Below are 13,487 nucleotides of genomic sequence, written 5' to 3'. Positions count from 1 at the left end.
GTCCTACTGGGCCGGACATGACGCGAGTTGCTGCTTCACAGCGGCTCAATCGCCAGTCGGTACCCGCGAAGCCTCGCCAGCGGCGCAAGCATTGCGAAGATGATTTTCTGCAGGAGGATCGGCGGGCCCGCGAGATAAAGATGACCGCGATATGTGTGCAGCACAAGCGCCATCATCAGGAAGTTCGGACGGCCTGTGCTGGATGCTCCAACCTTGCGGGCCGCTAGCATGGCGAAGTTAGCGAAGAAGCGAAGATGCTGCTGGGCGGGAGTGAACTCGATCTCAAGCTCGGCCGCGTCCTCTCCGGCGTTGGCAAAGAAGTGAGCCTTGCCGCGCGGTACAATCGCTCTTCCGCCGCTTTCAACAACTTGCTCCTTGCCTTCGATGACAATTCGGATGCGGCCCGACTTTACTGTGAAATGCTCGTCCGCGCCGGGGTGGATATGGACCACCGCATTGCCCCCACCTGATCCGCCCTTATCGAGAATCACCTCGAAACGGGCGACGGAAGGGTCATCAACGGGACCTGAAAAAACGAATGTCTCTTTGTCAAAGGCATTGTGGAGCCTGGTTCCGAGTTTGATTTCGGTTAGCATCATGCATCTCCTCGCTTCATGCCGTCGGCCAGCTTCGAGATGCGTTGCCTAATCAGCTAGATCAGAAACGTATTGTAAAAATCCGACGCCGCCAGGCGTGCGTTCCAGTGGCGATATTCCGCCTCCGTCGTGCTGCGAAAGAACGCCTCGGGCGGCGCGCCAACCAGTGACCGGAAATCGTTGATCAGGTGGGCCTGGTCGTTATAGCCGACCTCGTAGGCAACGTTGGCCCAATCGCTACCTTTCAGGCGCATAGCGACGACACTTTGTATCCGTGCGACACGAGCAAATTGCTTTGGGCTGATGCCGATCTGCTTCTTGAAGCGGCGCTGCAGGTTGCGCTCGCCCACGCCCAAATGCGAAACGAGTTGGTTCATTGTAATGGCGGGATCCCGCTTGAGCGCGAGGATCGCCCCCCGCGCCACGGGATCGATGCGGCGGGCTTCCATCCGGCTGAGCAGAAATCGCCGCATCCGCGCCACACGTTCGCCTGCACTCTTTGCTGCCGCGAGGCTTTCCGCCAGCAGCGACGCTTCTCGATTTCCAAAAATGTCTGAGAGCTCGATGCTGGCGTTGGTTATATCAGCCAAGTCGCAGCCGAGGATACGGCCGGCCTCTTCAGCCTTGAGGCGGACAAGCACAGCTCCGACTGGACCACTCGGGCGAAGGGTCATTGACTTGGTCTGCATGCCGTTTGCAGCTCGTCTATACTCAGACCGATGCTCCCTTGTCATCGCCGCGCGGTAATGAACAACAAGGATCGGCGATATCGTCGGCAGAACCTTAATGGTAAGTGCCCGTGCCGTGATCGCATTATCAAAATCCACGTCCCAAATGGCTTCGGCAACCTCATCGAGGGGCTGACCTGGGGAGAAGAAATCGGGCTTGACCATCGCTACCAGTCGTCTTGCGTCGTAGGCGGATTATTCGCGTTGACCTGCCATCGCGGGCACGAACTTCGTTTGGTCGGAGCGATGGCGGATTAGGTTGCGTCATGGCAACAAAAAAACTCGATTGACTGAAATCGAAGAGTTTGCTCCGCGTCGCTTCGCTCAAGCCCTTCCTGAACAATTCGTGCGGCATTGAGGGCCTGCTTCCCCCCAACAGCGCGATCACCCGACAATCCCCCCGGAGACATGATCGCGGTGCTGGCACTGGCCACGACCGGATCTACGATTTAAGCGCGTCTTCCACAAACCGCGCCGCCGCCAGTGCGTGGGCATCAGCGCCGTATCTCGCAATCACCTGCACGCCGACTGGCAAATTGACGCCCGCCACAATAGCCGGAACGTTGACACAGGGCACGCCCATCAGCGTCCAGAGCCGGTTATAGCGGGCGTCGCCGGTCGAAACCAAACCCCGCGGCGCAGCACCTGGTGCCGAGAAGGTCAGCAGCACATCGACATCATCGAACACTTTTTCCAGCGCTTGTCTGGCGCGGTCCGCTATTCTAATCGCCGCGTCATAGGCGGCGGGCGTTGTGTCCCTGCTCCCATCCAGCTTGGCCCGCAAGAGCGGCGCCATTTCCGCGTAATGTTCACGATACTCCCAGGCGAGCGCCCGATGCGCCTCAAACTCTTGCACGACCGGTTGCGCCAACCATGCCTCGGCAACAATTTTGGGCAAATCCAATGCCCGCACCGGGGCACCGGCTTTCTCCACCGCCCGCTTCGCAATCCGCAACGCAGCCTCGCCTGACGCTTCCGGCGCGCCCGCGAAATCCTGGATCACGACGCCGATGCGTGGTGTTGAAATCGTGGGCGGCAGAAGCAATTCCGGCCGGCCGGTCATTGCCGATAACCCGCGCGCGACGTCATCGATGCCGGCCGCGAACAGCCCCACCGTATCAAGCGTCCACGAATAGCATTTCACCCCGACCGTCGGCAGCACGTGGTAGGACGGCTTGATCGCGGCGACGCCACAGAACGAGGCCGGCCGGATCACCGAACCGCCGGTCTGCGTCCCCAGCGCCAGCGGGATCATGCCGGCCGCAACCGCTGCCGCCGAACCCGATGACGATCCGCCGGGTGTATGACCCTTGTTGTGCGGATTGAGTGTCGGCGTCGGATCCAGCGAGGCGAATGCCGTCGTTGTGGTCTTGCCGATGATGCTTGCGCCCGCCTGCTTCAGCATCATCACGACGGCAGCGTCGCCGCGCGATCGATATCCCCGGTAGATCGGCGAGCCCATCTCGGTCGGAAACTCCGCCGTATCCATGATGTCCTTAATGCCCACCGTGATGCCGCGCAGCGGTCCGGTGCTCGCCGCGCGCAGATTTTCGGCACGGCAGACGAAAGCGCCGATCGTCCTGTCCTGTGTGGTGATCGCTTCCATCGACTGCGCGACGGCGGCATCGGGTGAAAGCTCGCCGGCATCTATGCGGCGCTGGAGGCCGGCGAGCGAGATCATGGGGCGTGGTTCCCTGCGGCTTTTGATCGTGGCGGCTGGATGGAATATGATTGATCCGCCGCTGTCAAAGTTATCCGTGACTCCTGATGCAGCTTGAATCCATCCTGACCTGTCCGCGCTGCAACCATCAAGCCGATGAGCAAATGCCAACGGACGCCTGCCAGTTCTTGTATGTCTGTAAAGGCTGCGGCGAGAGGCTGAAACCGCTGGCGGGCGACTGCTGCGTGTTCTGCTCATACGGCTCCGTGCCGTGTCCTCCCGTTCAGGAAAGCGGCAAAGGTGCCTGCTCCCGCTAACAAGCTCAGGACGTTTTTACGTCAAACAGGTTGATCGCAATCTCAGGTTGGGCAAAGCTGCGTCCGCATGCATGACCGGACGCCACATACCCTTCCCACCCTTCACCTCACCGACGCCGAGCGGATCGACCGGCTGCGCCTGATCCGTAGCGACAATGTCGGCCCGCGCACCTTCAACTCGCTCATCAGTCATTTCGGCAATGCGCGCGCGGCGCTGGAGCGATTGCCCGATCTGGCGCGGCGTGGCGGCGCTGCGCGTTCAGGGCGCATCTGCAGCGAGGAGGAGGCGCAGACCGAGATCGCGGCGGCGAGCAAGATCGGCGTTTCGCTGGTGGCGCCGGGCGAAGCCGCCTACCCGCCGCGGCTGGCGACGCTTGACGATCCGCCGCCGCTACTCGGCGTGCGCGGTGCGCCCGACGCGCTGATGCGGCCGATGATCGCGATCGTCGGCTCGCGCAACGCTTCCGGCGCCGGATTGAAATTCGCCGGCCAATTGGCGCGCGATCTCGGCGACGCCGGCTTCATTGTCATCTCCGGGCTGGCGCGCGGCATCGATCAGGCCGCGCATCGCGCGACGATCGAAAGCGGCACGGTCGCGGCGCTGGCTGGCGGCCACGACCGGATCTATCCACCGGAGCATCAAGATTTGCTGGCGATCTTGCTGAAACAAGGCGGAGCGATTTCCGAAATGCCGATCGGCCACGTGCCGCGCGCCCGCGACTTTCCACGCCGCAACCGGCTGATCTCGGGCGCCTCACTCGGCGTCGTCGTGATCGAGGCCGCGCACCGGTCGGGATCGCTGATCACGGCGCGGATGGCCGCCGAACAGGGCCGCGAAGTGTTCGCAGTGCCCGGCTCGCCGCTCGACCCGCGCGCCGCCGGCACCAACGATCTGATCAAGCAGGGCGCGGCGCTGGTCACCGAAGCAAACGACGTCATCAACGCCATTCAGCCGATCCTCGAACGGCCGATCGCGCTCGAGGCGCGCGAGGACGACGAGCCGCTCGACTTCGACACCGATCCAGGCGAACGCGAGCGCATTGTCGCGCTGCTGGGACCGAGCCCGGTCAGCCTCGACGATCTGATCCGGATGTCGGGCCTCTCGCCCAGCATCGTCCGCACGGTGCTGCTCGAACTCGAACTTGCCGGACGGCTGGAGCGTCACGGCGGCGGGCTGGTGTCGCTGACCTAATTAGGCATTGTCGTTGCGTGCATCGAACTTCATCCGCGCGCGTTGGATCTCCGGCTGATGCTTGATCGCCCACGTGCCGAGAGCCTTCACCGGCTCGGATAGGCCACGCCCCAGATCAGTCAATTCATAGTCGACGCGCGGCGGAATGGTCGGAAACACCGTTCGTGTCACGAGGCCATCGCGTTCAAGCCCGCGCAGCGTCAGCGTCAGCATGCGCTGCGAGATGCCGCCGATCATGCGCTTGATTTCGTTGAAGCGCTTCGGGCCATCGCCAAGCATCATGATCACGAACACGCTCCATTTATCGCCGACTCGCGCCAGCACGGATGCGGCGCCGCGGCAGTCGCTGTCGAGGTGGGGACCGGCCGGCAGGGCAGGCACTTTCTTGTGCTCGGGTCTCATGGATGTGCTCGGGTGTAAAAAATGTGCGTTCTTGCGGGACCTTACGACAGTCACTCATATAGCGCCAGTTACAAACGTATACCAAGGGTGACCCCTCATGAAGCTTCTGCATCTCGATTCCAGCGTTCTCGGCCCCCACTCAGTCAGCCGCCAGGTTTCCGCCGCCATTGTCGACCGCCTGCGTCAATCCACCCCCGGCCTTGAAGTCAGCTACCGTGACCTCACGCTGACGCCGCTGGCGCATCTCACTGGCTCACACCTCGCTGCCGGCCAGGGAGCGGCCGTCGAGGCTTCGCTGCAGGCGGACGTCGCCGCCGGCCAGGCCATGCTGGACGAATTTCTCGCCGCCGACATCGTCGTGATCGGCGCGCCCATGTACAATTTCACCATCCCGAGCCAGCTCAAGGCCTGGATCGACCGTATTCTGGTCGCGGGGAAGACCTTCAAATACGATGCCCAAGGTGTCCAGGGGCTGGCCGGCAACAAGCGCGTCATCGTCGCGATCTCGCGCGGTGGCTATTACGGCCCGGGCACGCCGGCCGCGCTCGGCGAACATCTCGAAACCTATTTGCGCTGGGTATTCGGCTTCATCGGCATCAGGAATCCCGAATTCATTTCCGCCGATGGTATTCAGGTCGGCCCGGAGCACCGCGAAAAAGCGGTGGCCGGCGCGCTGAGGGCCGCGAGCGACCTGCACGCGGCATAGTCGGACCGAGAGCGGTTGCCGCCGCCAGGCGCGACGGCAGCCGTCGATCAGAAGACACCGTTGATGCGGAGGATAACGACGACCAGCGAGATCAGCAGACCGACCCCGGAAAACAGGGCGACTGAAACAAGTTGAGCGGTATCCGAACTTTGCGACGCCGACGAGGAGATGCCAGCGGTTTTCGGCATGACGGCTCTCCGGTTCTTTGATTGGCAAGAACGCCTGCCTCAAAATGTCCTGCAGTTACACCCCGGGTTCAATGCGCGTTCTGGCCCAGCGCCAATCCGCCGCAGGGCGCCGGAGCCTGCCAGCGCGACCGAGATCAGACCGCTGACCGGCTTGGATCGTGCCGGCACCTGCTTACCCCCGATAGATTGGCGCACCGCTTGGAGAGGCCGTGGCCCCACCGTCGACGAACAACTCCTGGCCCTGCACATGGGCAGAATCGTCGGAAGCGAGGAACAGGACCGCCTTGGAAATATGCTCGGGTTCGCCGATCCGGCCGAGCGGCGTCGACAACGCGATGCGCTTTTCAAACGCCTTTTCGGCTTCCGGCGTGGCGATTGCCGCCCCCCAGATCGGGGTACGAATCGCGCCGGGCGCCACCACGTTGACGCGGATGCCACGCGGCGACAATTCCGACGCCATGATCCGCGCCATCGCGCGCACGCCGGCCTTGGCCGCGCCGTAGGCCGAATAGCCGGGGATTCCGAGCACCGCGATCACCGACCCGTTGAGAATGATCGAGGCGTTGTCGTTGAGATGCGGCAGCGCCGATTGCACGGTGAAGAACACGCCAGTCAGGTTGGTGCTGATGACTTTCTCGAACGTCTCGAGGGTTGAGTCACCAAGCGGCGTGCCACCGGCGATCCCAGCATTGGCGAACAGGATGTCATATTTGCCGAACTTTTCGGCCCCCTTCCCGATCGCAGCTTCGGTCGCCGCGATGTCGGTGGCGTCAGCCGCGAGCGCCAGCGCGTTTGGGCCCAATTCCTTCGCAGCGGCATCGAGCGTCGCCTGATTTCGTCCGGTTATGACGACCCGGGCACCTTCGGCCACGAACAGTTTTGCGGTCGCAAGCCCGATGCCGCTGTTGCCCCCTGTGATCAACGCCGTCTTGTTCGCGAGCATCATGACACGTCTCCGGTGGTTGCATTATTAAACTGGATTGATTAGCTAGAGCATCTGGTTTAATATTGCAACCACACAAGGCCGTGATCGGTCTCAAACCCGATCGGAGACTGAAATGGTGAAACGAACCAGCTTTGAGCACGACGATTGCCCGATCGCGCGCTCTCTGGATGCGATCGGCGACTGGTGGTCGATGCTGATCATTCGCGAGGCGCTGTTTGGCATCACCCGCTTCAGCGAATTCCAGAAGAGACTGGGGCTCGCCAAGAACATCCTCACGGTGCGGCTGCGCACGCTGGTCGATCAGGGCATTCTGAAGACCGCGCCCGCTTCCGACGGAAGCGCCTATCAGGAGTATCTGCTGACGCCGAAAGGCCGCGGTGTCTTCCCCATCCTGGTCGCCCTGCGGCAATGGAGCGAGCAATTCGATGAGCACCCGGAAGGGATCGCCACCATCCTGGTCGACAAGGAAAAGGGCAAGCCGGTTCGCAAACTCGAACTCTACTCGCAGGATGGGCGGCTATTGAGTGCGGGGGATACGGCGCTGAAGCCACGGGCGGTGGTGAAGCAAGGCGGGCGGGTTACGGCGTAGCCGACCTTCTTCTTCCTCTCCCGTTCTGACGGGGAAAGGGAGAATGGCCCGTGGGAGGCTGCCGTCGGTTCGAACTGTCACGACAGCTTGCGTTTGCTGCGGGTGCGCAGGCGCTCTTCGGCCTCGAGCTGCGCCATGCCGAGCAAATGGCTGAGCACCTCGAGCCGATGGCGCTCCGCGAGCTTGACCAGTTCGGCAACGGTCTCCGCAATGAAGGCCACGGCCTCGTCGGGGCCGCCTTCCTCACCTCGTTCAGGTTCTTCGGTTGGCGATTCCGGTTTCTTGCCTGAAGCCTTCCGCTTCCGGCCGCCCGCAGCCTTGCTCAAAAAATTTGCATCCTAACGACACAAAATATTGCCCAGAAATAACCCCTTTGGAGGCGCAACTCTAGGGCGCATTTCGCAACTCCTCAGATATAAGTGGATAGCGAAAGGTTCCCTGGCGGCATTTGCCGATTTGACAGGGGCCGCCTCACCACCCATGTTCGGGTCCAATCGGTGGGCCGCGAGTCTCGCGGAACCCGCCTTTATCTTTTCCCGTAAGCCATTGGAATGACATGAATATCGTCATCGTGGAGTCGCCGGCGAAAGCCAAGACGATCAATAAGTACTTGGGCGCCTCCTACGAGGTTCTGGCCTCGTTCGGCCATGTCCGCGACCTCCCCGCCAAGAACGGTTCCGTCGATCCGGACGCCAATTTTCAGATGATCTGGGAGGTCGATCCCAAGGCGGCCGGCCGGCTCAACGACATCGCCAAGGCCCTGAAGGGCGCCAGCCGACTGATTCTCGCAACCGACCCTGATCGCGAGGGCGAAGCGATCTCCTGGCACGTGCTGGAGGTGATGAAACAGAAGCGCGCGCTGAAGGATCAGAAGATCGAGCGCGTGGTGTTCAACGCCATCACCAAGCAAGCGGTGACCGATGCCATGAAGGCGCCGCGCCAGATCGATGGCGCGCTGGTCGACGCCTATATGGCGCGTCGCGCGCTGGACTACCTGGTCGGCTTCACGCTCTCCCCCGTGCTCTGGCGCAAGCTGCCGGGCGCGCGCTCGGCCGGCCGCGTGCAGTCGGTCGCGCTGCGGCTGGTCTGCGACCGCGAACTCGAAATCGAAAAATTCGTCCCACGCGAATACTGGTCGCTGGTCGCAACCCTGACCACGCCGCGCGGCGACAGCTTCGAGGCGCGCCTCGTCGGCGCCGACGGCAAGAAGATCCAGCGGCTCGACATCGGCTCCGGCGCCGAAGCCGAAGACCTCAAGAAGGCCATTGAAGCGGCGAACTTCACGGTTTCGACCGTCGAAGCAAAACCCGCGCGCCGGAATCCGCAGGCGCCCTTCACGACCTCGACGCTGCAGCAGGAAGCCAGCCGCAAGCTCGGCTTTGCGCCGGCGCATACCATGCGGATCGCGCAGCGGCTCTATGAAGGCATCGACATCGGCGGCGAGACCACCGGCCTCATCACCTATATGCGAACCGACGGCGTGCAGATCGACGGCTCGGCGATCACCCAAGCCCGCAAGGTGATTGGCGAGGATTACGGCAACGCCTATGTGCCGGATGCGCCGCGGCAGTACCAGACCAAGGCCAAGAACGCGCAGGAGGCGCACGAAGCGATCCGCCCGACTGATCTGTCGCGCCGGCCCGCCGAGATGCGCCGCCGCCTCGATCCCGATCAGGCCAAGCTTTATGAACTGATCTGGATCCGCACCATTGCGAGCCAGATGGAATCGGCCGAACTCGAACGCACCACCGTGGACATCGCGGCGAAGGCCGGCTCCCGCGTGTTGGAGCTGCGCGCTTCGGGCCAGGTCATCAAGTTCGACGGTTTCCTCGCGCTCTATCAGGAAGGCCGCGACGACGAGGAAGACGAAGATTCCCGCCGCCTTCCCGCCATGAGCGAAGGCGAAGCCTTGAAGCGGCAGGCGCTTGCCGTCACCCAGCATTTCACCGAACCGCCGCCGCGCTTCTCGGAAGCCTCGCTGGTCAAGCGGATGGAAGAGCTCGGCATCGGCCGTCCCTCGACCTACGCCTCGATCCTCCAGGTCCTGAAAGACCGCGGTTACGTCAAGCTGGAGAAGAAGCGGCTGCATGGTGAGGACAAGGGCCGCGTCGTGATCGCGTTCCTAGAAAACTTCTTCGCGCGCTACGTGGAATACGACTTCACCGCCGCGCTGGAAGAACAGCTCGACCGCATCTCCAACAACGAGATTTCCTGGCAGCAGGTGCTGAAGGATTTCTGGACGGACTTCATCGGCGCGGTCGACGACATCAAGGATCTCCGCGTCGCCGAGGTGCTGGATGCGCTCGACGACATGCTGGGACCGCACATCTATCCGCCCCGCGCCGATGGCGGCGACATCAGGCAGTGCCCGAGCTGTGGCACCGGCCGGCTCAACCTGAAGGCCGGCAAGTTCGGCGCCTTCGTCGGCTGCTCGAATTATCCGGAATGCCGCTACACCCGTCCGCTCGCCGCCGACTCGGAAGCAAGCGCCGACCGCGTGCTCGGCAAGGACCCCGAGACCGATCTCGACGTCACGGTGAAGGCCGGACGCTTCGGCCCCTACATCCAGCTCGGCGAGCAGAAGGATTACGAAGAGGGCGAAAAGCCCAAGCGCGCCGGCATCCCGAAGAACATGTCGCCCGGCGACATGGAGCTCGATCTGGCGCTGAAGCTGCTATCGCTGCCGCGTGAGATCGGCAAGCATCCGGAAACCGGCGAGCCGATCACTGCCGGCATCGGCCGGTTCGGCCCGTTTGTGCGTCACGAGAAGACCTATGCGAGCCTGGAGGCCGGCGACGAGGTGTTCGATATCGGCCTCAACCGCGCAGTGACGCTGATCGCGGAAAAGATCGCAAAGGGTCCGAGCGGCCGCCGCTTCGGCGCCGATCCCGGCAAGCCGCTCGGCGAGCATCCGAGCCTTGGCGGCGTCGCCGTCAAGAACGGCCGCTATGGCGCCTATGTCACCGCAGGCGGTGTCAATGCCACCATCCCAAGCGACAAGACGCCGGAGACGATCACGCTGGCCGAGGCCATCGCGCTGATCGACGAACGCGCCGCCAAGGGCGGCGGCAAGCCGAAACGCGGCGCCAAGAAGGCCGCGCCGAAGAAGGCCGCCGCCAAGACTGCTACCAAGGCTGCCGATGCCGACGCGCCAAAACCTGCCAAGAAAGCAGCAGCGAAGAAAGCTGTAGCAAAGCCGAAATCAGGAGCCGTCAGCAAGGCGCGCGCGCCGGTCGCATCCGCGGCCAAGACATCGGCGGCCAAGCCCGTTCCATCCAAAACGCCCGCGAAGAAAAGAGCGGGCAAGGCGCGAGGATAAGTGAAGAGAAAACACGACCATGGTTTTCCGGCCCGGGACGCCATCGTCGCCTTTATTCGTGCCCATCCAGGCAAGATCGGCACGCGGGAAATCGCCCGCGAGTTCGGCCTGAAGAATGCCGACCGCGCCGAGTTGAAGCGAATCCTGCGCGAGCTCGCCGACGAAGGCGCCATCGCCAAACGCGGTCGGAAGATTCACGAGACGGCTCTCCTGCCCCCGACCGTGATCGCCGACATCACCGGGCGCGACACCGACGGCGAACTGCTCGCCGCTCCCACCGAATGGGACACAGAACAGAGCGGCCCCGCACCGAAAATCCGCATCCATGTCCCGCGCCGTCTGCAACCCGGCACCGCGGCGGGTGTCGGCGACCGGGCCCTGTTGCGGATCGAGAAGGCCGATGACAGCGAAGGCGCCCCCTATCGCGGGCGCATCATCAAGATCATCGACCAGGCCCGCGCCCGCGTGCTCGGCATCTTCCGCAAACTGCCTGGCGGCGGCGGCCTGCTCGTTCCCGTCGACAAGAAGCAGGCCGGGCGCGAATTGAACATCGCTCCATCGGACACCGCGGACGCCGAGGATGGCGACCTCATTAGCGTCGATCTGGTGCGCTCGCGCGGCTATGGCCTCGCCTCCGGCAAGGTGAAGGAGCGACTCGGCTCGTTGTCGAGCGAAAAGGCGATCAGCCTGATCGCGATCCACGCCCACGAAATCCCGCAGGCGTTTTCACCATCCGCCTTGCGCGAGGCCGAGGCCGCGCAGCCCGCTGACTTGAAAGGCCGCGAGGACTGGCGCGATTTGCCGCTGGTGACCATCGATCCGCCTGATGCGAAGGACCATGACGACGCGGTGCACGCCGCGCCCGATTCCGATCCGAACAACAAGGGCGGCTATGTCGTCCATGTCGCGATTGCCGACGTCGCCTTCTATGTGCGGCCTGGCTCGGCGCTGGACCGCGAAGCGGTGACACGCGGCAACTCGGTGTATTTTCCGGACCGCGTGGTGCCGATGCTGCCCGAGCGCATCTCCAACGATCTCTGCTCGCTGGTGCCGGGCGAAGCGCGCGGCGCGCTCGCGGTGCGGCTCGTCATCGGCCCGGACGGCCGCAAGCGCTCGCACAGCTTTCATCGCGTGCTGATGCGCTCGGCCGCGAAGCTGCACTACGCGCAGGCGCAGGCCGCGATCGACGGGCGGCCCGACGATATCACCGGCCCGCTGCTGGAGCCGATCCTGACGCCGCTGTACGCGGCCTATGCGCTGGTGAAGCTCGCGCGCGACGAACGCGATCCGCTCGACCTCGATCTGCCCGAGCGAAAAATCCTGCTCAAGCCCGACGGCACCGTCGATCGCGTCATCGTGCCCGAACGTCTCGATGCGCACCGGCTGATCGAGGAATTCATGATCCTCGCCAACGTCGCCGCGGCCGAAATGCTTGAAAAGAAGGCTCTGCCGCTTATCTATCGGGTGCATGACGAACCGACCCTGGAGAAGGTTCATAATCTCCAGGAATTCCTGAAAACGCTCGACCTGCCGTTTGCGAAGACCGGCGCGCTACGCCCCTCGCTGTTCAATCGGGTGCTGGGTCAGGTCCGCGGCGAGGACTACGAGCCGCTGGTCAACGAGGTGGTGCTGCGCTCGCAGGCGCAGGCGGAATACTCGGCGGAGAATTACGGCCATTTCGGCCTCAACCTGCGCCGCTACGCGCATTTCACTTCGCCGATCAGGCGATACGCTGATCTGATCGTGCATCGCGCGCTGATCCGCGCGCTCGGTCTCGGCGAAGGCGCGTTGCCGGAGAGCGAGACGCTGGAGACACTGAGCGAGATCGCGGCGCAGATTTCGCTGACCGAGCGCCGCGCGATGAAGGCGGAGCGCGAAACCGCCGACCGGCTGATCGCGCATTTCCTCGCCGACCGTATCGGCGCGACGTTTCAGGGCCGTCTCTCGGGCGTTACCCGCGCCGGTCTGTTCGTGAAGTTGTCGGATACTGGCGCCGACGGGCTGATCCCGATCCGCACGCTCGGCACCGAGTATTACAATTATGACGAGACGCGTCATGCGCTCGTCGGCTCACGCAGCGGTGCCATGCACCGGTTGGGTGACGTCGTCGACGTGCGTCTGGTAGAAGCTGCACCAGTAGCCGGCGCGTTGCGGTTCGAGCTGCTGTCGGAAGGCCAACTCATTCCGCGCGGCAGAAAACGTGACGGCTCGAGGGCATCGGCAAAGCCGTCGAAATCGCATCCGGGCCGCAGCCCGCGCGACAAGGTTCGCAAGCCTCACAAGGGCAAGTCGGGCAAAGCCAAGCCCGGCAAATCGAAGAAAGGCAAGTCATGGAAACGGTGAACGCCGCGACGACATGGACCCGGGACACCGCGCAGGCCGAGAAGCGCGACCTCTGGACCGCGATGAAGCGCGGCTTCCGTTGCCGATGCCCGCGTTGCGGCGAAGGCAAAATGTTTCGCGCTTTCCTGAAGACTGCCGATAATTGCTCGAAGTGCGGACTCGATTTTACCCCGCACCGCGCCGACGATCTGCCGGCCTATCTCGTGATCGTCGTCGTCGGCCACATCGTGGTACCGGCGGCGCTCTGGATCGAGACCAATTTCTCGCCGGCCGTATGGCTGCAGTTGGCGATCTATTTGCCGGTGACGTTCCTCTTATCGCTGGTTCTGTTGCAGCCAATCAAGGGCGCGGTGGTCGGCATTCAATGGGCGCTGCGCATGCACGGCTTTGACGAAAATGCCCCTAGCGACATCCCGTCAGTGCCGCCGATTTGAAGTTCCTACGGTAGTTGCCGCGGGCTCACGCTAGGAACTTCAAATCGAAAAGCGGCACTGAAAATCT

At 63.3% G+C, this 13,487-nt stretch carries 14 protein-coding genes; 7 read left to right on the top strand and 7 right to left on the bottom strand.

Annotated elements, in window-relative coordinates; all coding sequences use genetic code 11:
- Positions 1-35 precede the first annotated feature (35 nt).
- The 3 genes from YUO_RS0101020 to YUO_RS0101010 all read right to left on the bottom strand — a co-directional run bounded on the left by YUO_RS0101020 (position 36) and on the right by YUO_RS0101010 (position 3,005).
- The gene (locus YUO_RS0101020) at positions 36-599 is read right to left on the bottom strand and encodes a cupin domain-containing protein (RefSeq protein WP_028345621.1); all 564 of its coding nucleotides are present in this window, start codon (positions 597-599) and stop codon (positions 36-38) included.
- A 53-nt stretch (positions 600-652) separates the two neighbouring features.
- Positions 653-1,489: a helix-turn-helix domain-containing protein gene (locus tag YUO_RS43555; protein ID WP_083754424.1), complete on the bottom strand. Its 837-nt coding sequence runs from the start codon at positions 1,487-1,489 to the stop codon at positions 653-655.
- A gap of 277 nt (positions 1,490-1,766) precedes the next feature.
- Positions 1,767-3,005, bottom strand: a complete 1,239-nt coding sequence (locus YUO_RS0101010) for an amidase (RefSeq protein WP_028345620.1) — start codon at positions 3,003-3,005, stop codon at positions 1,767-1,769.
- Between the two features lie 86 nt (positions 3,006-3,091).
- Between YUO_RS0101010 and YUO_RS47515 the strand changes: the two genes are divergently transcribed.
- Together YUO_RS47515 and dprA are read left to right on the top strand one after the other, a co-directional pair.
- Positions 3,092-3,301, top strand: a complete 210-nt coding sequence (locus YUO_RS47515; RefSeq protein WP_083754423.1) for a GDCCVxC domain-containing (seleno)protein — start codon at positions 3,092-3,094, stop codon at positions 3,299-3,301.
- 67 nt (positions 3,302-3,368) lie between these two features.
- Entirely contained in the window at positions 3,369-4,493 is a 1,125-nt protein-coding gene (dprA, locus tag YUO_RS0101005; RefSeq protein ID WP_028345619.1) for a DNA-processing protein DprA, read from the top strand.
- Here the strand turns inward: dprA and YUO_RS0101000 are convergent, their stop codons facing one another.
- Positions 4,494-4,895, bottom strand: a complete 402-nt coding sequence (locus tag YUO_RS0101000; RefSeq protein ID WP_028345618.1) for a winged helix-turn-helix transcriptional regulator — start codon at positions 4,893-4,895, stop codon at positions 4,494-4,496.
- 97 nt (positions 4,896-4,992) lie between these two features.
- Here YUO_RS0101000 and YUO_RS0100995 point away from each other — a divergent pair, with 97 nt between their 5' ends.
- Positions 4,993-5,601, top strand: coding sequence for an FMN-dependent NADH-azoreductase (locus YUO_RS0100995; protein ID WP_028345617.1), 609 nt, complete (start codon positions 4,993-4,995; stop codon positions 5,599-5,601).
- Positions 5,602-5,648: 47 nt separating this feature from the next.
- On the opposite strand, the gene YUO_RS46955 is transcribed toward YUO_RS0100995, so the two are convergent.
- Entirely contained in the window at positions 5,649-5,789 is a 141-nt protein-coding gene (locus tag YUO_RS46955; RefSeq protein WP_176721964.1) for a hypothetical protein, read from the bottom strand.
- A gap of 172 nt (positions 5,790-5,961) precedes the next feature.
- Positions 5,962-6,735: a glucose 1-dehydrogenase gene (locus YUO_RS0100985; protein ID WP_028345616.1), complete on the bottom strand. Its 774-nt coding sequence runs from the start codon at positions 6,733-6,735 to the stop codon at positions 5,962-5,964.
- A 112-nt stretch (positions 6,736-6,847) separates the two neighbouring features.
- On the opposite strand from YUO_RS0100985, the gene YUO_RS0100980 reads away from it, so the two are divergent.
- On the top strand, positions 6,848-7,324 hold the full coding sequence (locus tag YUO_RS0100980) for a winged helix-turn-helix transcriptional regulator (protein WP_028345615.1): 477 nt from the start codon (positions 6,848-6,850) through the stop codon (positions 7,322-7,324).
- A 77-nt stretch (positions 7,325-7,401) separates the two neighbouring features.
- Here YUO_RS0100980 and YUO_RS0100975 read toward each other — a convergent pair whose 3' ends face one another.
- Entirely contained in the window at positions 7,402-7,650 is a 249-nt protein-coding gene (locus YUO_RS0100975) for a hypothetical protein (protein ID WP_028345614.1), read from the bottom strand.
- Between the two features lie 230 nt (positions 7,651-7,880).
- Between YUO_RS0100975 and topA the strand changes: the two genes are divergently transcribed.
- From topA to YUO_RS0100960, 3 genes are read left to right on the top strand one after another with little or no spacing between them, the layout of a single operon-like run.
- A complete protein-coding gene (topA, locus tag YUO_RS0100970; protein WP_028345613.1) occupies positions 7,881-10,643 on the top strand; it encodes a type I DNA topoisomerase in 2,763 nt (920 codons plus the stop codon).
- Positions 10,644-12,986, top strand: coding sequence for a ribonuclease R (rnr, locus tag YUO_RS0100965; protein ID WP_028345612.1), 2,343 nt, complete (start codon positions 10,644-10,646; stop codon positions 12,984-12,986).
- On the top strand, positions 12,974-13,420 hold the full coding sequence (locus YUO_RS0100960) for a DUF983 domain-containing protein (RefSeq protein ID WP_028345611.1): 447 nt from the start codon (positions 12,974-12,976) through the stop codon (positions 13,418-13,420). Before rnr ends, YUO_RS0100960 begins: the two co-directional genes overlap by 13 nt.
- Positions 13,421-13,487 lie beyond the last annotated feature (67 nt).

The sequence above is a fragment of the Bradyrhizobium murdochi genome, from assembly GCF_000472965.1.
GTDB lineage: Bacteria > Pseudomonadota > Alphaproteobacteria > Rhizobiales > Xanthobacteraceae > Bradyrhizobium > Bradyrhizobium murdochi.
This window is presented reverse-complemented; position numbering and strand designations above follow the sequence as displayed.